This is a genomic window from Nocardioides coralli, assembly GCF_019880385.1.
Lineage (GTDB): Bacteria > Actinomycetota > Actinomycetes > Propionibacteriales > Nocardioidaceae > Nocardioides > Nocardioides coralli.
Window position 1 is genome coordinate 1,652,867 of record NZ_CP082273.1, and the last position, 17,620, is coordinate 1,670,486.

The following is a 17,620-nucleotide window of genomic DNA, read 5'->3' on the forward strand; positions in this document are numbered from 1 at the left end:
CGCGGGTCGGCCGACACGTGCACAGACTTGTCCACACCGCGGCGAGGGCTGTGCATCCGCGCCGTGGGCGATCAACAGATCCGAGAAACTGCCTGAGGGTATCGGTGAGTCGGTTGAGACGCCCCGCCGACGCGTCTAGCGTCGCCCCAAGCTCGGCCAATGTCGCCGAGTCGACAAAACGCAAGGGGAATCAGATGAGCGGCAACGGGTCCTTCTCGGGTCTCTTCGGCCACCGGGGCAGCACCGCGCAGGAGATGCCCCCTCTCGTCAGACAACCCGACCCCGCCCCCACACCCCCTGAGGCACGAGACCACGTGAGCCAGCCCCTTCCCCTGCAGCGCGACGTCGAAGCGGACGCCGCCACCACCCCGGCACCCGCCGACGCCCCTGAGCCGGTGCTCGGCCCGACCGGTCGGCCGATGCCCGACCTGCCGGACCCGGCGCCGGTCACCGAGCACGGCAAGGCCCGGGTCATCGCGATGTGCAACCAGAAGGGCGGCGTCGGCAAGACCACGACGACGATCAACCTCGGCGCCTCGCTGGCCGAGTACGGCCGCAAGGTGCTGCTCGTCGACTTCGACCCGCAGGGCTCGCTGTCGGTCGGGCTCGGCCTGAACCCCCACGAGATGGACCTCACGGTCTACAACCTGCTGATGCAGCGCGACGTCGCGCTCGACGAGGTCGTCGTGCCCTCCGGCGTGCCCGGCATGGACCTGCTGCCCTCCAACATCGACCTCTCCGCGGCCGAGGTGCAGCTCGTCCACGAGGTCGCCCGCGAGCAGACCCTCACCCGGGTGCTCGCTCCCGCGGTCGAGCACTACGACGTCATCCTCATCGACTGCCAGCCCTCGCTCGGCCTGCTGACCGTCAACGCGCTCACCGCGGCCGACGGCGTCATCGTGCCGCTGGAGTGCGAGTACTTCGCGCTGCGTGGCGTGGCGCTGCTCAAGCAGACCATCGACAAGGTGCAGGAGCGGCTCAACCCGCGGCTGGAGATCGACGGTGTCCTCGGCACCATGTTCGACGGGCGCACCCTGCACGGCCGCGAGGTGATGGAGCGGCTGGTCCAGGCGTGGGGGGACAAGGTGTTCCACACCGTCATCCGGCGCACGGTCAAGTTCTCCGACTCGACGGTCGCGGGTGAGCCGATCACGACCTACGCCACCAGCTCGACCGGCGCCGACGCCTACCGCCAGCTGGCCAAGGAGGTGGCACAGCGGTGCCTCGACGGGTGAGCCTGCCCGCCGCTGACGACCTGTTCCGCTCCACCAACGAGCAGGCGCGGGTGCGTGCGGTTCCCGACGCCCCGGAGGAGCAGGAGGAGCAGGAGGCAGCGGCCCCACCCGGACCCAAGCGGCCCAGCGGCCGCGTCCGGCACGACGAGAAGATGACGGTCTACGTCACCTCGGACGAGCTGCTCGACCTCGAGCACGCCCGGCTCACGCTGCGACGTGACCACGGCCTGGCGGTGGACCGCGGCCGGCTGGTGCGCGAGGCGGTCGCGCTGGTGCTGGCCGACTTCGAGGAGCAGGGCCACGACAGCGCCCTGGTGCGACGGTTGACCGAGGAATGACCGAGCTGATGGACCCCCCGGCCGCGCCGGCCGAGGGCGGCGGCTTCGAGGTCCGGCTCGCCAACTTCGAGGGCCCCTTCGACCTGCTGCTCAGCCTGATCGCCAAGCACAAGCTCGACATCACCGAGGTGGCGCTCTCCCAGGTCACCGACGAGTTCATCGCCCACGTCAAGGCGGGCGGCCGGAGCTGGGACCTCGAGCAGACCACCTCGTTCCTGCTGGTGGCCTCGACCCTGCTCGACCTCAAGGCGGCCCGGCTGCTGCCCCAGGGCGACGTGGAGGACGAGGAGGACCTCGCGCTGCTCGAGGCTCGCGACCTGCTCTTCGCCCGGCTGCTGCAGTACCGCGCGTTCAAGCAGGTCGCCGGCGTGCTCGAGCAGCGCCTGCTCGACGAGTCGCGTCGCCACCCCCGTGCCGTCGGCCTCGAGGAGCGCTACGCCGGGCTCCTGCCCGAGGTGCTCATCGGCATCGGGCTCGACCAGTTCGCCGCGCTGGCGGCCAGGGCGATGGAGCCCAAGCCGGTCGCCGAGCTCTCCCTGACCCACATCCACGCCGCCCAGGTCTCGGTCCGTGAGCAGGCCGAGCTCGTCGTCGACCGGCTGCGCCGCAGTGGGACGATGACCTTCCGGTCCCTGTGCGGTGACTCGCCCGACACGCTGACGACGGTGGCGAGGTTCCTCTCGCTGCTGGAGCTGTTCCGGGAGGGCGCGGTTGCCTTCGACCAGCTCTCGCCCCTGGGCGAGCTGACCGTCCGGTGGACCGGAAACCACGACGACGACTTCGAGATCGACGAGTTCGAGGGGGCGCCGCCCGACGGCGCGGCCCCCGCCGAGCCCGAGCAGGAGACCCACGATGACTGACGCCCAGACCCTCGACGTGGCCGTGGCCGAGCTGCGGCCCTCGCTCGAGGCGTTGCTGATGGTGGCCGACCAGCCGCTCGACGCCGCCACGCTCGCCTCCGCCGCCGGGCACCCGGTCGCCGACGTCGAGGAGGCCCTGGCCGGCCTGGCCGCCGAGTACGACGAGCAGGGGCGGGGCTTCGAGCTGCGCAACGTCGCGGGCGGCTGGCGGTTCTACACCCGCGAGGAGTACGCCGCGGTCGTGGAGGGCTTCGTGCTGGAGGGCCAGCAGGCCCGGCTCACCCAGGCCGCCCTCGAGACGCTCGCGGTGGTCGCCTACAAGCAACCCGTGTCACGCGCCCGGGTGTCGGCGATCCGCGGCGTCAACGTCGACGGGGTGATGCGGACCCTGCTCACCCGGGGACTGGTCGAGGAGGCCGGTCACGACGGTGAGCACGGCGCGACCCTCTACCGCACCACCGGCTACTTCCTGGAGCGCATCGGGGTCACCAGCCTCGACGAGCTGCCGGAGCTGGCGCCGTACCTGCCGGACATGGACGACCTCGAGGACGACCTCGCCGAGGCCGTGGCGGGCCTCGAGGCGCCCGAGGCGCACGGGGCGCCGGACGCGCCCGCCGCCGAGCCCGCTCCGTGACCGCGGACGACGGCCTGGTCCGGCTCCAGAAGCTGCTCGCCCAGTCGGGTGTCGCCTCACGCCGCAAGTGCGAGGAGCTGATGCTCGACGGTCAGGTCGAGGTCGACGGCGAGGTCGTGACCCGGCTGGGGACCAAGGTCGACCCGCGCACCGCGGTCATCCGCGTGGCCGGGCGCCGGCTCCCGCCGGTCTCGCCGCACGTCTACCTCGTGCTCAACAAGCCACGGGGCGTGGTGTCGACCATGTCCGACCCCGAGGGACGACGACACCTCGGCGACCTCGTCGCCGATCGCCCCGAACGGCTCTTCCACGTCGGTCGCCTCGACACCGACACCTCCGGCCTGCTGCTGCTCACCAACGACGGCGACTTCTCCCACCGGATGGCCCACCCGTCCTTCGAGGTGGACAAGACCTACGTCGCGGAGGTGGCGGGCACCCCCACCCGCGCCACCCTGCGCCGGCTGCAGGAGGGCGTGACCCTGGAGGACGGGCCGGTCGCCGTCTCCCGGGTGAGCGTGGTGAGCCAGGGACCCGGCAAGGCGATCGTCGAGCTGGTCATCCACGAGGGCCGCAACCGGATCGTGCGCCGGCTGCTCGACCACGTGGGCCACCCGGTGCGGCGGCTGACCCGGACCGCCTTCGGGCCGGTGTCGCTGGGGCAGCTGCGGACGGGGGAGCTGCGTGACCTGACCCGGGAGGAGCTCGGCGACCTCCTCGACCTCGTCGGGCTGTGAGCCAGGAGGACGAGCGCTGGCTCGTCGTCGACGGACGCCGCTGGCGCCGCCAGGACCCGGACCTGCCGGCCGACGTGGCCGAGCGCCTGCGGTCCCACCTGGGCCGCGGACGCAGCGCCACCGGCGCGGCCCGGCGCGCGGGGGACGAGGACGCCGAGCGGCGCGCCCGCCGGCGTACCGACCTGGCCAAGCGGGGGCTCGGCGAGCGCGGCACGCCCTGGTGGGAGCAGGACGCCGACGAGCGCCGTCAGCGGTGGGAGGGCGCGCTCGCGGCGCTGGACGCCCTCGACGACTGAGCCGGGGCCCCGACTAGGCTCCAGCCGGTACCCCAGACCCCAGGAGGACCACGTGGCCGTGCGGGCCGTACGCGGCGCCACCCAGCTCGAGCGTGACGAGCGCGAGCACATGCTCGACCGCGTCGCCGAGCTGGTGCGCGACGTGATGAGCAGCAACGACCTCCACGTCGACGACTTCATCTCGGTGATCTTCACCGCGACCTCCGACCTGGTCTCGGAGTTCCCGGCCTACGCCGCCCGGCAGCTGGGTTTCGGCGAGGTGCCCCTGCTGTGTGCACGCGAGCTGGAGATCGACGGCTCGATGCCCCGCGTCGTGCGGATGCTGGCCCACGTCGACACCGACCTCCCTCGCGCCGAGCTCACGCACTGCTACCTGCACGGGGCGGCTGCCCTGCGCAAGGACCTGACCCGGACCCGCGAGGTCCCCGACGATGAGTGACCTGCTGCGCGGACCCGTCGAGGTGGTGGGCGCCGGCCTGCTCGGCACGTCCATCGGGCTCGCCTGTCGCCGGGCCGGTGTCCAGGCACTGCTCCGCGACACCTCGGCGGAGAACCTGCGGACGGCGACCGGTCTCGGCGCCGGCCGGGTCACGGCGGAGGGTGACCGGCCGCAGCTGGTGGTCGTCGCGGTGCCACCGGACCAGCTCGGCAGCGAGGTCGTGGCCGCGCTCCGACGTACCGACGCCGTCGTGACCGACGTCGGCAGCATCAAGTCCGCACCGCTGCAGGTGGTCGCCGGCGAGGTGGCCGCGCTCGCGGGCCGCTACGTGGGTGGGCACCCGATGGCGGGCAGCGAGCGTTCGGGTCCGCTGGCGGCCAGCGCCGCGCTCTTCGACGGACGGCCGTGGGCCGTGACGCCTCATGGGACGGCTCCAGAGGCAGCGGTCGAGCTCGTCGAGGAGCTGGCGCGAGCGTGTGGCGCGGTTCCTGTGCGCCTCGACCCTGACGAGCACGACCGTGCTGTCGCCCGCACCTCGCACCTTCCCCACCTCCTGGCCGTGCTCGTCGCCGGGCGGCTGGCCGACGCCCCGGAGGCCCACCTGGCGCTCTCCGGACAGGGCGTCCGTGACGTGACGCGCATCGCGGCCGGCGACCCGCTGCTGTGGCAGCAGATCGTCACCCTGAACGCCGACGCCCTGGCCGGCTTGCTCGAGGAGGTCGCCGCCGAGCTGGGCGTGCTTCGGGACGCCGTCGTGGCCGGCGATCGCGCGGTCCTGGGTCGGCTGCTCAGCCAGGGTGTCGCAGGCACGCGCGCCATCCCCGGCAAGCACGGCGGGCCCCTGTCTGCCATGGGCTCGGTCTACGTCTCGGTGCCCGACCACCCCGGGGAGCTGGCCCGGCTCTTCGCCGACGCCGGTGCGGTGGGCGTCAACATCGAGGACATCCACATCGACCACGACCCGGGCCGACCGGTGGGCCTCGTGGAGCTCGTGGTCGACGAGGCCCGGACGGAGCTGCTGCTGGAGTCACTCGAGTCACGTGGGTGGGTCACCCACCGATAGGCTTCGCGGGTGCCTGACACGACCTCCGCGCCCGACACTGCCCTGGTGGTCGCCATCGACGGAACCTCCGGGTCCGGCAAGTCGAGCACCTCTCGCGGTGTCGCCGAGCGGCTGGGCCTGCGCTACCTTGACACGGGCGCCATGTTCCGCGCCATGACGTGGTGGATGCTGCGCCAGGGCGTCGACGTCACCGATGCGGACGCCGTCGCCGCCCGCTGCGAGGAGCCGGAGATCCTCGTCGGCACCGACCCCGTCAGTCCCGCGATCCTCGTGGACGGCGTCGACGTGGCCATGCCCATCCGCGGCGACGAGGTCAACGCGGCCGTCTCGCACGTGGCCGCCGTGCCGGAGGTCCGGGCGCTGCTCCTCGAGCAGCAGCGCGGAGTGATCGGCGGCGGCGGCATCGTGGTCGAGGGCCGTGACATCGGGTCGGTGGTGTGGCCGCAGGCCGAGCTGAAGATCTACCTCACCGCGGACGCCGGGGCCCGTGCCGCCCGCCGCGCCGCCGAGGAGGGCGGCGCCGACCACGCGCTCACCCGCGAGTCGCTGCTCGCGCGCGACCGCATCGACTCGGGACGCACCACCGCCCCCTTGGTCCTGGCCGACGGTGCCGTCCACGTGGACACCACCCCGCACACCCTCGACGAGGTGATCGACCTGGTCGTGTCCCTCGCCGACGCGGCGGAGGGCCGCGCGTGACCCACGACGAACCGCCCAGCAGCACCGAGGTCCCGCACCCGACGCAGTGGCCGCTCCACCGCCTGCGCGGGCCCGCCCAACGGCTGATCCGGAGGCGCTACGACGTCCGCCTGCACCAGACGGAGCGGATCCCGGCCGAGGGGCCGGTGATCTTCGCCGCCAACCACCTCGGCGTGCTCGACGGGCCGCTGCTGGCGATCTTCGGTCCGCGACCGGTCCACGCCCTCACGAAGATCGAGATGTTCGAGGGCCGGGTCGGCCGGTTCCTGCGCTTCGCGGGACAGATCCCGCTGGAGCGCTACGCCGTGGACCCCTACGCCATCCGGATGAGCCTCCGGGTTCTGCGCGACGGGAACGCCGTGGGTGTCTTCCCCGAGGGCACGCGAGGCGACGGCGAGCTGCGCCGGTTCCACCACGGCGCCGCCTACCTGGCACTGGTGAGCGGAGCGCCCGTGGTGCCGGTGACCTTCTTCGGGACCCGCGAGCCGGGCGGTGGGATCAACTCGACCCCGGCACGGGGAAGTCGGCTCGATCTGGTCTACGGCACGCCTGTGACCATCGACGCACGCCCCTGGCCCCGCACGCGGGGAATGGTCCGGGAGACCTCGGCGCTGTTGCTGGAGCGGACGCGTGCGACCCTGACGGAGGCGATCGCGCTGACCGGCCGCAGCCTGCCCGGACCGTTGCCGCCCGGAGAGATCGAGGACGACCCCGACACCGGGTTCGTCGATGAGGGAGCCCGATGACCCCCAGCAACACCGACGACACCGCCCACGCCGAGCCCCTCGGGCCCGACGACCCCGTCGAGGCGCTCGGACCCCTGCCCGTGCTGGCCGTGGTGGGGCGGCCCAACGTCGGCAAGTCGACCCTGGTCAACCGCATCCTCGGCCGCCGCGAGGCTGTCGTGGAGGACGTGCCGGGCGTGACCCGCGACCGCGTCTCCTACGACGCCAACTGGGCCGGCCGGGCCTTCACGGTCGTCGACACCGGCGGCTGGGACCCCGACGCACGCGGGCTGGCGGAGCGGATCGCCGGGCAGGCGGAGATCGCCGTCAGCCTGGCCGACGCCGTGCTGTTCGTGGTCGACGCGACCATCGGCATCACCGACGCGGACGAGGCCGTCGTCCGGATCCTGCGCAAGGCGGGCAAGCCGGTCGTGCTCGCGGCCAACAAGGTCGACGACGCCCGCACCGAGGCCGAGGCCCACGCCTTGTGGAACCTCGGGCTCGGCGAGCCGTGGCCCGTCTCGGCGCTCCACGGGCGCGGTTCGGGCGACCTGCTCGACGCCGTGCTGGCGGCACTCCCGGAGCCGCCGCCGGAGCGGGAGGTCGAGGAGACGGGGCCCCGCCGGGTCGCGATCGTGGGCAAGCCGAACGTCGGCAAGTCCTCGCTGCTCAACAAGCTCGCCGGCTCCGAGCGGGTCGTCGTCGACAACGTGGCGGGCACCACCGTGGACCCCGTCGACGAGCTGGTCGAGCTCGGCGACCGGACCTGGCGCTTCATCGACACCGCCGGGATCCGGAAGCGGGTGAAGGAGGCGTCCGGCCACGAGTACTACGCCTCCCTGCGCACCTCCACGGCGATCGACCGTGCCGAGGTCGCGGTGCTGGTGCTGGACGCCGGGCAGTCGATCTCGGAGCAGGACGTCCGGATCCTGCAGACCGTCCGCGACGCCGGTCGGGCGCTCGTCATCGCCTTCAACAAGTGGGACCTGGTCGACGAGGACCGCCGCTACTACCTGGAGCGCGAGATCGAGCGCGACCTGGTGCAGGTGCGCTGGGCGCCGCGGATCAACGTCACCGCCCGCACGGGGTGGCACGTCGACCGGCTCGTGCCCGCGCTCGACAAAGCGCTCGCCGGGTGGGAGACCCGGGTGCCGACGGGGGCCCTGAACGCCTTCCTCGGTCGGCTGGTGGCCGAGCACCCCCACCCCGTGCGGGGAGGCAAGCAGCCCAAGGTGCTCTTCGGGACCCAGGCCGGCACCCGGCCGCCGACCTTCGTGCTCTTCACGACCGGCAAGCTCGAAGCCTCCTACGAGCGCTACATCGAGCGTCGGCTGCGCGAGGAGTTCGGCTTCGTCGGCACCCCCGTCGTCCTGCAGCAACGTCCCCGGGAGAAGCGGAAGCGCCCATGAGCACACCCGCCAAGGATCCGCGCGGCCAGCAGTCGGCGGCTCATTGGGAGTCGATCTACGAGACCAAGGGCCGCGAGAGCGTCTCCTGGTACGAGGAGCGACCCGACACCTCGGTCGAGCTCGTCCTCTCCGGCGGCGTGCCGAGCTCGGTCATCGACGTCGGTGCCGGCGCCTCGGCCCTGCCCGATGCCCTGCTGGACGCCGGGGTCGGGCACGTGACGCTGCTGGACCTGTCGATGGGTGCCCTGGCGCTCACCGCGACGCGCCTCGAGGGCCGGGCGACGGGGGTGACGACGATCGTGGGGGACGTGCTCACCCACGACTTCGACGAGCAGTACGACGTGTGGCACGACCGGGCCGTGTTCCACTTCCTCACCGAACCCGCCCAGCGGACGGCGTACGCCGACCAGGTGCGGCGCGCGGTCGTCCCGGGCGGTCTGGTGGTCATCGGCACCTTCGCCACGGAGGGTCCGGAGACCTGCTCCGGGCTCCCGGTGGCCCGGTGGGATGCCGAGGGGCTGGCCGCGGAGCTGGGGGAGGGGTTCACCCTCGAGGACTCCCGGCGCGCGGAGCACCACACGCCCTGGGATGCCGTGCAGCCCTTCACCTGGGTGGTGCTGCGGCGCGACTGACGGGCACCGGTCCCGATTGCTGCGCCGCACAGGCGCTGCGATAGGGTTCCAACCGCTCGACCGGCGATCCCGGGAGAGCTTCGGGCTGTGGCGCAGCTTGGTAGCGCACTTGACTGGGGGTCAAGGGGTCGCAGGTTCAAATCCTGTCAGCCCGACCGAAACACCGCCTCTGACCTGCGGAAACGCGGGTCAGAGGCGGTTTCGATTTTGACGTGGATCCTCAGAATGGTCGTTTACTAGTCGTAAACGACTTCGCGGCCTACGAATCCGAGTTCGCGTCGTCGCTCTCAGCGAGCCGCTCGAGGAGCTCGGAGAGGTCGGCCGAAACCGGCGGCTTGGCGATGTAGTGGTCTCGGGTGACTTGGCTAGAGGAGTGTCCGAGTTGGCGCGACGCGAGCTCGGACGTCGTCGCCTCGGAAATCAGAGTCGCCACCGTCTTGCGGAATGTATGAGGGGTCACCCATTCGTAGCCGGTCTCCTTGCGGATCTGCCGCCACCGCCTCTCGATGTTGACGACCTGATGCCACGTGCCGTTGCGGGTCGCGAAGACGGCATCGTTCTCGTTGGGAGTCCCAAACTCGCGGCGCACCCGGAGCATCTCAGCCGCGAACCGGGGGAGCACCACGGTTCGCCGGCTGGTGTCCGTCTTCGGTGTGGGCTTCCGGTAGGTGCCTTTGCCGTTCTCGGTCTTGATCGTCCCCGACACCGACAGGATGGGCAGATCCCCGTCGAGATCCAGGTCGCTCCAGCGCAGCGCCAGAATCTCGCCGATCCGGCAACCGGTGGCAAGCATCAGGTCGATGATGTCGGCCATGTCGCCGGTGGCCTTCGGGCCAGGCCGATCCGCGTTGACCCATCGGCGTACTGCAGCGCGGATCTCGACGAGGTCCTCGACCCGCAGGGCCCTGGTCTCCTGTTTGGGTCGGTGAACCCGGGTCGTCCCGCGGGCAGGGTTCGTGGGGATCGCATCGTGTCGAACTGCGAGGTCGAACATGGCCCCGAGGACGACCTTGGCCTTGCGTTGTCGGTTCACGCTCTGATCGCGCAACCTCAGCAGGAGCCGGTCCAGCCGCCCTGTGGTGGCCTCGCGGAGCTTCAGCCCACCGACACTGGGTAGCACCAGGTTGTCCAGCACCCGGCGGTACTCGTTGATGGTGGTCTGCTCAATCCGTCCTTCGGCCTCGAGCCCAGTGATCCACTGGTTGGCGAGGTCGATCAGCCGGGTATCTGCTGTCAGGAGTCCTCCTGCTGGCGCGGTGCGCGTGCTCAGGACGTCTCGAAGCGCTCGCTCCGCAGCCGCCTTGCTCGGGCCCGTCGCGGTGACACGACGAGTGTTGCCGTCGGTGTCACGGAACCTGGTCAGCGCGCGGTAGCTGCCGTCGCGGATCTTTTCGGTGGTGATCGTTCCCCAGGTGCCGAGGGGGAGTGGCGGCCTGGCCATGGCTCTACTCGCCTGCTGCGGGCTCGAGGTGCTCGACGATCCAGGCGTCGAGGTCCGCGCGGCGGTAGCGCAGGCAACCGCCCATCTTCACCGCGCGTGGTCCGAACCCGGCCCGGCGGGTCCGCCAGGTGTACAGCGTCGCTTTCGGGATCGCGAGGTAGGCCGCTGCCTCGTCGATGGTGAGGATCAGGCTCTGGTGACTGGTGTCGACGGTGGTACTCATCGTGTTCTCCTTCGTGATCACGAGGACAGGCTTGCCCTCGTAACTGAAGGTGTGCAGCCCACACCGCGCCGGCTGTGGAGAATTGATCCGTATCGACTCTCTGGAGCGAAACGCAGGTGCCAAGCGGGCCAGCGGCGTCCACGGGACCCGACCGGCGATGGGGTCTGCTGCACGATCAGGTGACAGGTTGGGTCACGCAGCCTGAGTGGCTGGTGCGGTCATGATGGTCTCGTACTCGATGGGGGTCAATCGGCCGAGGGCGTCTTGGCGCCGTCGGCGGTGGTAGGTGCGTTCGATCCAGGTCACGATCGCGATCCGCAGCTCCTCGCGGGTCTCCCAGGATCGCCGGTTCAAGACGTTCTTTTGCAGCAGGCTGAAGAAGCTCTCCATGGCGGCGTTGTCACCGGCCGCGCCGACACGGCCCATCGATCCGACCAGGGCGTGCCGCTTCAACGCACGTTGGGCCTTGCGGCTGCGGAACTGGCTGCCCCGGTCGGAGTGAACGATGCAGCCGGCCACCTGACCGCGCCGAGCCACAGCCGACTCGATGGCGCTGACCGCGATCCTTGACTTCATCCGGTCACTGATCGAGTAGCCCACGATCCGGTTGGAGTAGACGTCCTTGACCGCGCACAGGTAGAGCTTGCCCTCGCCGGTGCGGTGCTCGGTGATGTCGGTGAGCCACAACCGGTTCGGCGCATCCGCGCTGAACGCACGCCGGACGAGGTCGTCGTGGACCGGCGGACCGGGCTTCTTGCCCTTCCCGCGGGCGTTCTTCTTCCCAAACGAGCTCCACCAGCCGTTCTCAGAGCAGATCCGCCACGCGGTCCGTTCCGCCATCGCCTCGCCGGCGTCGCGGGCCTCGTCGAGCAGGAACCGGTAGCCGAACTCAGGATCGTCGCGGTGCGCGTCGAACAACGCGTTGGCCCGGTAGGCCTCCTTGAGCTCAGCTGGGGTGACCGGCTGCGCCAACCAGCGGTAGTAAGGCTGACGGGCCAGCCCGAGCACCCGGCACGTCACCGTCACAGGCACCCGGATCGGGGCGTCCTTGTCGGCCAGCTCGCGGACGAGCGGGTACATCATTTTCCCGGCAGGTGAGCCTGCGACAGGTACGCGGCCGCCCGCCGCAACACCTCGTTCTCCTGCTCAAGTAGCCGGTTGCGTCGCCGCAGCTCACGCAGCTCGGCGGCCTGGTCGGAGCTCACGCCCGATTGGCTGCCCTCCTCGACATCGGCGGCACGCAGCCAGTTCCGCAGACACGACTCCCCGATCCCGAAGTCATCGGCGATCTGCTTCAACGGCGTCTTCGGATCACGGCCCCGAGCAACCCGCACGACATCGTCGCGGAACTCCCTGGGATACGGCTTCGGCACAGTGCACATCCTTCCAGCGACACCTCGCGGCGCCACAGATCAGATGTCACCTATCCATGCAGCAGACCCTTGGGCTCGGTTTGATTCGCAAACATGCGCAACTGCGTGCCGATGCGTTCAGGCGAGAAGGTCAGGCATCTCCGCAGGTCAAGGGTGACTTCGGGACGATGATCGCAGTCGGCCGCAAGGGATCGCGGCCACGCTCAGCCGCTTTGACGTCTTCCCGATGACCCACCACGTGGAGTGCGTCGCCCTGCTCGCCCGCTGAGTGCGGCCCAGCAGGCATCACACCTCGCCGCGCGACGCCCACTCCTCGGCCAGGATCGCGTAGGTGTAGCCGTCGACCCACCCCAGCTCGGCGTGGAAGGAGTCCCGGATCCCGTGCTGCTCGCGGCGCATCCCGAGCTTCTCCATCACGCGCCACGACGCGACGTTGTCGGCGAAGCAGCCGGCCTGCACCCGCCGCAACCCGAGCCGGCCGAACGCGTTCGACAGGGCGTCCTCGGCCAGCAGGGTGCCGACGCCGCGGCCGGCGTACGCCGGGTCGACGGTGTAGGCGATCCAGCCCTCCCGTGCCACGAACTCGGTCTCGTGACCGCTCTGGCCCATGCCGTCGCTCACCCGGACGCTGGCCGAGCCGACGGCCACGTCCTCGATCGTCGCGACGACGAGGTGACCGTCCTTGCCGTCGTACGTCGTGAACCACTCGCGCAGCTCGGCGGCGTCCACCTGCTGGGTCAGGAACCAGCGCAGCACCTCGGGGTCGTTGCGCCAGCCGAGCACCTGCTCGGCGAGGGCCGGGGTGGGCGGGACCAGGTTGACGGGGGAGGGAGGCAGCACGACGACGACCGTAGAGCCGCTGCATGCCGGTCGCGACCGGTTATCGGGCACGTGTGCGACGCGGTCGGTCGGGTACAGGGCAGGTGACCCCCAGGAAGGGAGAACCATGAGCACGATCGAGAAGAGCGTGACCGTCGACGTACCGGTGCGCACCGCCTACGACCAGTGGACGCAGTTCGAGAGCTTCCCCCAGTTCATGGACGGCGTGGAGTCGGTCGAGCAGCGTGACGACCGGCACCTGTTCTGGAAGGCCAGCATCGCCGGCGTCGACCGGGAGTGGGAGGCGGAGATCGTCGACCAGACCCCGGACGAGCGCATCAGCTGGCGGGCCACCGACGGCACCACCAACCACGGCACCGTGTCGTTCGCGGCCGAGGACCCGACCAAGAGCCGGGTGACCCTCCGCCTCGAGTTCGAGCCCGAGGGCATCGTGGAGAAGGCGGGCGACGCCCTCAACGTGGTTGACCGGCGCGCCGCCGGCGATCTCGAGCGGTTCAAGGAGTTCATCGAGTCGCGGGGCGCGGAGAGCGGTGCCTGGCGGGGCGAGGTGAACCCCGGCAGCACGCACTGAGTTGTGGCGGGGGTGGGGAGCGGGTATCTTGACATCAAGATAATCCGCTCCCGCCCTGGCTAAGGCTGGCCTTACTTCTCGGGGTGCCGCCGCCGGGGGCAGGATGGGCGGGACGACGCGAGCACCGACCGAGGAGACGACGGATGGCCAGCAAGGACAGCTTCGGAGCCAAGGGAACGCTGAGCGCGGGCGGGAAGGACTACGAGATCTTCCGCCTCGACGCGGTCACCGGCGACGGTCTCGACGTGGCCAGCCTGCCGTTCTCGCTCAAGGTGCTGCTGGAGAACCTGCTGCGCACCGAGGACGGCGCCGACATCACCGCCGAGGACATCAAGGCGCTCGCCGGCTGGGACGCCGACGCCGAGCCCGACAAGGAGATCCAGTACACCCCGGCCCGCGTGATCATGCAGGACTTCACCGGGGTGCCGTGCATCGTCGACCTCGCCACGATGCGCGAGGCGATGGCCGAGCTGGGCGGTGACGCGACGAAGATCAACCCGCTCGCCCCCGCCGAGCTGGTGATCGACCACTCCGTCATCGCCGACGTCTTCGGCTCGCCCGAGGCCTTCGAGCGCAACGTCGAGATCGAGTACGAGCGCAACCGCGAGCGCTACCAGTTCCTCCGCTGGGGTCAGGGCGCCTTCGACGACTTCAAGGTCGTCCCGCCCGGCACCGGCATCGTGCACCAGGTCAACATCGAGCACCTCGCGCGCACCGTCTTCACCCGCGAGGTCGACGGCGTGACCCAGGCCTACCCCGACACCTGCGTCGGCACCGACTCCCACACCACGATGGTCAACGGCATCGGCGTCGTCGGCTGGGGCGTCGGTGGCATCGAGGCCGAGGCCGCGATGCTCGGCCAGCCCGTCAGCATGCTGATCCCGCGCGTCGTCGGCTTCAAGCTGTCCGGCGAGCTCCCCGAGGGCTCGACCGCCACCGACCTCGTGCTGACGATCACCGAGATGCTCCGCGAGCACGGCGTGGTCGGGAAGTTCGTGGAGTTCTACGGCGACGGCGTCTCCGCGCTGCCGCTGGCCAACCGCGCCACCATCGGCAACATGAGCCCCGAGTTCGGCTCCACCATCGCGGTGTTCCCGATCGACGAGGAGACCATCAAGTACCTCGAGCTGACCGGCCGCCCGCAGGAGCAGCTCGACCTCGTCGAGGCCTACGCCAAGGAGCAGGGCCTCTGGCACGACCCGTCCGCCGACGGCTACACCGAGCCGCGCTACTCCGAGCGCCTCGAGCTCGACCTGGGCGAGGTCGTCCCGTCGCTGGCGGGTCCCAAGCGCCCCCAGGACCGCGTCACGGTCGCGGACGCGAAGGGATCCTTCCGCGGAGCACTGGGCGACTTCGTGGGTGACCACGACCCGCAGGACCCCGAGGGCTACGACGAGGCGGTCGACGAGTCGTTCCCCGCATCCGACGCGCCCTCCCACGCCGAGGGCAACGGGAAGCCGCGCAAGCCCTCCGCCGCGCCGGTCGACAGCGGCCGCCCGAGCAAGCCGGTGACGATCACGATCGACGGCGAGGAGTGCGAGGTCGACCACGGTGCCGTGGTGATCGCGGCGATCACCTCCTGCACCAACACCTCCAACCCGAGCGTCATGATCGGCGCGGCCCTCCTCGCCAAGAACGCCGTCGACAAGGGACTCCAGCGCAAGCCGTGGGTGAAGACGTCGCTGGCCCCCGGCTCCAAGGTGGTCTCCGACTACTACGAGAAGGCCGGCCTGACGCCCTACCTCGACAAGCTCGGCTTCAACCTCGTCGGCTACGGCTGCACGACCTGCATCGGCAACTCGGGTCCGCTGATCCCCGAGGTGAGCGAGGCGGTCAACGACGCCGACCTGGCGGTCGTCAGCGTGCTCTCGGGCAACCGCAACTTCGAGGGTCGGATCAACCCGGACGTGAAGATGAACTACCTGGCCTCACCGCCGCTGGTGGTCGCCTACGCGCTCGCCGGGTCGATGGACGTCGACCTGTTCGACGACCCGCTGGGCCAAGACCAGGACGGCAACGACGTCTTCCTCAAGGACATCTGGCCCTCGCCGACGGAGGTCGAGGAGGTCATCGGCCGGGCGATCACCGCCGACATGTTCGGCTCCTCCTACGAGGACGTGTTCGCGGGTGACGAGCGGTGGCGCTCGCTGCCGACCCCGGAGGGCGACACCTTCGAGTGGGACCAGGAGTCGACGTACGTCCGCAAGCCTCCCTACTTCGACGGCATGCCCGACGAGCCCGAGGCGGTCGAGGACATCTCCGGCGCCCGGGTGCTGCTCAAGCTGGGCGACTCGGTCACGACCGACCACATCAGCCCGGCCGGCGCCATCAAGAAGGACAGCCCCGCCGGTCGCTACCTGCTCGACCACGGCGTGGAGCAGCGCGACTTCAACTCCTACGGGTCGCGGCGCGGCAACCACGAGGTGATGATCCGCGGCACCTTCGCCAACATCCGGCTGCGCAACCAGCTCGCCCCCGGCACCGAGGGTGGCGTCACGCGCGACTTCACCCGGGACGGCGAGGAGAGCACCGTCTACGACGCCAGCCAGAACTACCAGGAGGCCGGCATCCCGCTGGTGGTGCTGGCCGGCAAGGAGTACGGCTCCGGCTCCTCGCGCGACTGGGCCGCCAAGGGGACCGCCCTGCTGGGCGTCAAGGCGGTCATCGCCGAGTCCTACGAGCGGATCCACCGCTCCAACCTCATCGGCATGGGCGTGCTGCCGCTGCAGTTCCCCGAGGGCGAGAGCGCCGAGAGCCTCGGCCTCACCGGCGAGGAGGAGTTCGCGATCACGGGGGTCACCGGGCTCAACGACGGCACGACCCCGCGGACGGTCAAGGTCACTGCCGGCGACGTCGAGTTCGACGCGGTCGTCCGCATCGACACCCCCGGCGAGGCGAACTACTACCGCAACGGCGGCATCATGCAGTACGTCCTGCGCAACCTGCTGAAGGCCTGAGCTGGCCGGACTCGCGGCGGGCGCGATCGTCCTGGTCGCGCTCGCCGTCCTCCTGGGCGCATGGGTCCAGGCCGTGGCCGGACTCGGCATGGGCCTGGTCACGGCTCCGCTGGTGGCCATCGTCGCGCCCGAGCTGATGCCCGCGCTGCCGCTCTGGTTCGGGCTGCTCATCTCCGGCAGCGCCACCCTGCTCGACCACCGGCACGTGGACTGGAGCGCCATCCGCTGGATCCTCCCGGCGCGCGCCCTCGGCACGCTCCCCGGGGTGTGGCTCGTCGTGGTGTTCACCTCCGACCAGCTGGGCCTCGTGCTGGCGACGGTGGTGATCATGGCGGTGCTGGTCTCCTGGCGCACGCTGCAGGTTCCGGTGAACCCGGGCACGATGGTGACCGCCGGCTTCCTCGGGGGCGTCGGCGGCACGGCGACGTCGATCGCCGGACCGCCCGTGGCCATCCTGTTCCAGCACGGACGCCCGGCCGAGGTGAGGGCGACGCTGGCCGTCTACTTCTTCGGTGGGGTGCTCATGAGCCTGGGTGCGCTGGGGGTGGCCGGCGAGCTCCCGGTCGCCTCGGTGTGGGTCGCGCTGCTGTGCGCCCCGTTGGTCGGGCTGGGTCTGTGGCTGGGCACGCGCACCCGTGACCGGCTGCCCCGCGAGCAGTTTCGACGGGCCGTCCTGCTGGTCTCGGCCGTCTCCGCGCTGGCGCTCGTGGCGAAGTCGGTCGCCTAGCGGGCCAGGTTCTGCAGCCGGACCTGGCCCCGGGCCACGAGGCGTCCCTCGTCGTCGGTGGTCTCGACGGCCCACACCTGCTGGGACCTGCCGCGGTGGACCGGGCGGACCGTGGAGGTGAGGCGTCCGGCGGAGACGCCGCGGTAGAAGTCGGTGTTGTTGTTGACGCCGACCACCTGCCCGCGGTCGCCGAACCACAGCGCCGCCGCCATGCTGCACAGCCCCTCGTTGACGAGGGAGTGGACGCCGCCGTGGAGCAGCCCGTAGGGCTGGTGGGTCTCCGGTGTCACCGACCAGCTGGCGTCGATGCCGTCGCCGTCGATCCGGGCGAACTCCATGGCCATCGCTTCGCGCAGGGGCTCGACCACGACGAAGGACGGGTCGAGCGTGGGCAGGTCTGACGTCGCGTCGGTCATCCCCCGAA

The 17,620-nt window shown here is 70.9% G+C and carries 20 protein-coding genes and 1 tRNA gene; 16 read left to right on the plus strand and 5 right to left on the minus strand.

What is annotated here, in order from left to right:
* The first annotated feature begins 194 nt into the window (after positions 1 to 194).
* The 13 genes from K6T13_RS08055 to K6T13_RS08115 all read left to right on the plus strand — a co-directional run bounded on the left by K6T13_RS08055 (position 195) and on the right by K6T13_RS08115 (position 9,219).
* Positions 195 to 1,235 (plus strand): ParA family protein, encoded by a 1,041-nt coding sequence (locus tag K6T13_RS08055; protein ID WP_430228174.1) that lies wholly within the window; start codon positions 195 to 197, stop codon positions 1,233 to 1,235.
* Positions 1,220 to 1,573, plus strand: a complete 354-nt coding sequence (locus K6T13_RS08060) for a hypothetical protein (protein WP_222897968.1) — start codon at positions 1,220 to 1,222, stop codon at positions 1,571 to 1,573. The genes K6T13_RS08055 and K6T13_RS08060 overlap by 16 nt, the downstream gene beginning before the upstream one ends.
* Positions 1,570 to 2,433, plus strand: coding sequence for a segregation and condensation protein A (locus K6T13_RS08065; RefSeq protein ID WP_222897969.1), 864 nt, complete (start codon positions 1,570 to 1,572; stop codon positions 2,431 to 2,433). Before K6T13_RS08060 ends, K6T13_RS08065 begins: the two co-directional genes overlap by 4 nt.
* Positions 2,426 to 3,067 carry an SMC-Scp complex subunit ScpB gene (scpB, locus tag K6T13_RS08070; protein ID WP_222897970.1) on the plus strand — a complete coding sequence of 214 codons (642 nt, stop codon included), beginning with the start codon at positions 2,426 to 2,428 and terminating at the stop codon, positions 3,065 to 3,067. Before K6T13_RS08065 ends, scpB begins: the two co-directional genes overlap by 8 nt.
* Positions 3,064 to 3,801 carry a pseudouridine synthase gene (locus tag K6T13_RS08075; protein WP_222897971.1) on the plus strand — a complete coding sequence of 246 codons (738 nt, stop codon included), beginning with the start codon at positions 3,064 to 3,066 and terminating at the stop codon, positions 3,799 to 3,801. The genes scpB and K6T13_RS08075 overlap by 4 nt, the downstream gene beginning before the upstream one ends.
* Positions 3,798 to 4,097, plus strand: coding sequence for a hypothetical protein (locus K6T13_RS08080; protein ID WP_222897972.1), 300 nt, complete (start codon positions 3,798 to 3,800; stop codon positions 4,095 to 4,097). The genes K6T13_RS08075 and K6T13_RS08080 overlap by 4 nt, the downstream gene beginning before the upstream one ends.
* 52 nt (positions 4,098 to 4,149) lie before the next feature.
* Positions 4,150 to 4,536, plus strand: coding sequence for a chorismate mutase (gene aroH / locus K6T13_RS08085; RefSeq protein WP_222897973.1), 387 nt, complete (start codon positions 4,150 to 4,152; stop codon positions 4,534 to 4,536).
* Positions 4,529 to 5,599: a prephenate dehydrogenase gene (locus K6T13_RS08090; RefSeq protein WP_222897974.1), complete on the plus strand. Its 1,071-nt coding sequence runs from the start codon at positions 4,529 to 4,531 to the stop codon at positions 5,597 to 5,599. Before aroH ends, K6T13_RS08090 begins: the two co-directional genes overlap by 8 nt.
* A 9-nt stretch (positions 5,600 to 5,608) precedes the next feature.
* Positions 5,609 to 6,298 carry a (d)CMP kinase gene (cmk, locus tag K6T13_RS08095; RefSeq protein WP_249424000.1) on the plus strand — a complete coding sequence of 230 codons (690 nt, stop codon included), beginning with the start codon at positions 5,609 to 5,611 and terminating at the stop codon, positions 6,296 to 6,298.
* Entirely contained in the window at positions 6,295 to 7,044 is a 750-nt protein-coding gene (locus K6T13_RS08100) for a lysophospholipid acyltransferase family protein (protein WP_222897975.1), read from the plus strand. The genes cmk and K6T13_RS08100 overlap by 4 nt, the downstream gene beginning before the upstream one ends.
* Positions 7,041 to 8,432 (plus strand): ribosome biogenesis GTPase Der, encoded by a 1,392-nt coding sequence (der, locus tag K6T13_RS08105; protein WP_222897976.1) that lies wholly within the window; start codon positions 7,041 to 7,043, stop codon positions 8,430 to 8,432. Before K6T13_RS08100 ends, der begins: the two co-directional genes overlap by 4 nt.
* Positions 8,429 to 9,064 (plus strand): class I SAM-dependent methyltransferase, encoded by a 636-nt coding sequence (locus K6T13_RS08110; protein WP_222897977.1) that lies wholly within the window; start codon positions 8,429 to 8,431, stop codon positions 9,062 to 9,064. The genes der and K6T13_RS08110 overlap by 4 nt, the downstream gene beginning before the upstream one ends.
* Positions 9,065 to 9,145: 81 nt before the next feature.
* Positions 9,146 to 9,219: transfer RNA gene (locus K6T13_RS08115), tRNA-Pro, on the plus strand.
* A 104-nt stretch (positions 9,220 to 9,323) separates the two neighbouring features.
* Here K6T13_RS08115 and K6T13_RS08120 read toward each other — a convergent pair.
* The 4 genes from K6T13_RS08120 to K6T13_RS08135 form a co-directional block, all read right to left on the minus strand.
* Positions 9,324 to 10,505 carry a tyrosine-type recombinase/integrase gene (locus tag K6T13_RS08120; RefSeq protein WP_222897978.1) on the minus strand — a complete coding sequence of 394 codons (1,182 nt, stop codon included), beginning with the start codon at positions 10,503 to 10,505 and terminating at the stop codon, positions 9,324 to 9,326.
* A gap of 4 nt (positions 10,506 to 10,509) precedes the next feature.
* Positions 10,510 to 10,728: a helix-turn-helix transcriptional regulator gene (locus K6T13_RS08125; protein ID WP_191281024.1), complete on the minus strand. Its 219-nt coding sequence runs from the start codon at positions 10,726 to 10,728 to the stop codon at positions 10,510 to 10,512.
* A 192-nt stretch (positions 10,729 to 10,920) separates the two neighbouring features.
* Positions 10,921 to 12,101, minus strand: a protein-coding gene (locus K6T13_RS08130; RefSeq protein WP_222894389.1) for an IS3 family transposase whose coding sequence is annotated in 2 segments (ribosomal slippage) — positions 10,921 to 11,814 and positions 11,817 to 12,101 — 1,179 coding nt in all. Because the reading frame shifts where the segments join, the coding sequence is not laid out codon by codon here.
* A gap of 285 nt (positions 12,102 to 12,386) precedes the next feature.
* Positions 12,387 to 12,941, minus strand: coding sequence for a GNAT family N-acetyltransferase (locus tag K6T13_RS08135; RefSeq protein WP_222897979.1), 555 nt, complete (start codon positions 12,939 to 12,941; stop codon positions 12,387 to 12,389).
* A gap of 106 nt (positions 12,942 to 13,047) precedes the next feature.
* Between K6T13_RS08135 and K6T13_RS08140 the strand changes: the two genes are divergently transcribed.
* The 3 genes from K6T13_RS08140 to K6T13_RS08150 all read left to right on the plus strand — a co-directional run bounded on the left by K6T13_RS08140 (position 13,048) and on the right by K6T13_RS08150 (position 17,196).
* Positions 13,048 to 13,512, plus strand: coding sequence for an SRPBCC family protein (locus K6T13_RS08140; RefSeq protein WP_222897980.1), 465 nt, complete (start codon positions 13,048 to 13,050; stop codon positions 13,510 to 13,512).
* Between the two features lie 143 nt (positions 13,513 to 13,655).
* Positions 13,656 to 16,469: an aconitate hydratase gene (gene acnA / locus K6T13_RS08145; RefSeq protein WP_222897981.1), complete on the plus strand. Its 2,814-nt coding sequence runs from the start codon at positions 13,656 to 13,658 to the stop codon at positions 16,467 to 16,469.
* 31 nt (positions 16,470 to 16,500) lie between these two features.
* Positions 16,501 to 17,196, plus strand: a complete 696-nt coding sequence (locus K6T13_RS08150; protein ID WP_283247957.1) for a sulfite exporter TauE/SafE family protein — start codon at positions 16,501 to 16,503, stop codon at positions 17,194 to 17,196.
* Here the strand turns inward: K6T13_RS08150 and K6T13_RS08155 are convergent.
* A complete protein-coding gene (locus tag K6T13_RS08155; protein ID WP_249424001.1) occupies positions 17,193 to 17,612 on the minus strand; it encodes a PaaI family thioesterase in 420 nt (139 codons plus the stop codon). The genes K6T13_RS08150 and K6T13_RS08155 overlap by 4 nt on opposite strands.
* Between the last annotated feature and the right edge of the window lie 8 nt (positions 17,613 to 17,620).

Excerpts from the sequence above, each read along its gene's own strand:
- K6T13_RS08055 (WP_430228174.1), top strand. The coding sequence starts at position 195 with ATGAGCGGCAACGGGTCCTTCTCGGGTCTCTTCGGCCACCGGGGCAGC.
- K6T13_RS08065 (WP_222897969.1), top strand. The coding sequence starts at position 1,570 with ATGACCGAGCTGATGGACCCCCCGGCCGCGCCGGCCGAGGGCGGCGGC.
- scpB (WP_222897970.1), top strand. The coding sequence starts at position 2,426 with ATGACTGACGCCCAGACCCTCGACGTGGCCGTGGCCGAGCTGCGGCCC.
- K6T13_RS08090 (WP_222897974.1), top strand. The coding sequence starts at position 4,529 with ATGAGTGACCTGCTGCGCGGACCCGTCGAGGTGGTGGGCGCCGGCCTG.
- der (WP_222897976.1), top strand. The coding sequence starts at position 7,041 with ATGACCCCCAGCAACACCGACGACACCGCCCACGCCGAGCCCCTCGGG.
- K6T13_RS08110 (WP_222897977.1), top strand. The coding sequence starts at position 8,429 with ATGAGCACACCCGCCAAGGATCCGCGCGGCCAGCAGTCGGCGGCTCAT.
- K6T13_RS08120 (WP_222897978.1), bottom strand. The coding sequence starts at position 10,505 with ATGGCCAGGCCGCCACTCCCCCTCGGCACCTGGGGAACGATCACCACC.
- K6T13_RS08125 (WP_191281024.1), bottom strand. The coding sequence starts at position 10,728 with ATGAGTACCACCGTCGACACCAGTCACCAGAGCCTGATCCTCACCATC.
- K6T13_RS08140 (WP_222897980.1), top strand. The coding sequence starts at position 13,048 with ATGAGCACGATCGAGAAGAGCGTGACCGTCGACGTACCGGTGCGCACC.
- acnA (WP_222897981.1), top strand. The coding sequence starts at position 13,656 with ATGGCCAGCAAGGACAGCTTCGGAGCCAAGGGAACGCTGAGCGCGGGC.
- K6T13_RS08155 (WP_249424001.1), bottom strand. The coding sequence starts at position 17,612 with ATGACCGACGCGACGTCAGACCTGCCCACGCTCGACCCGTCCTTCGTC.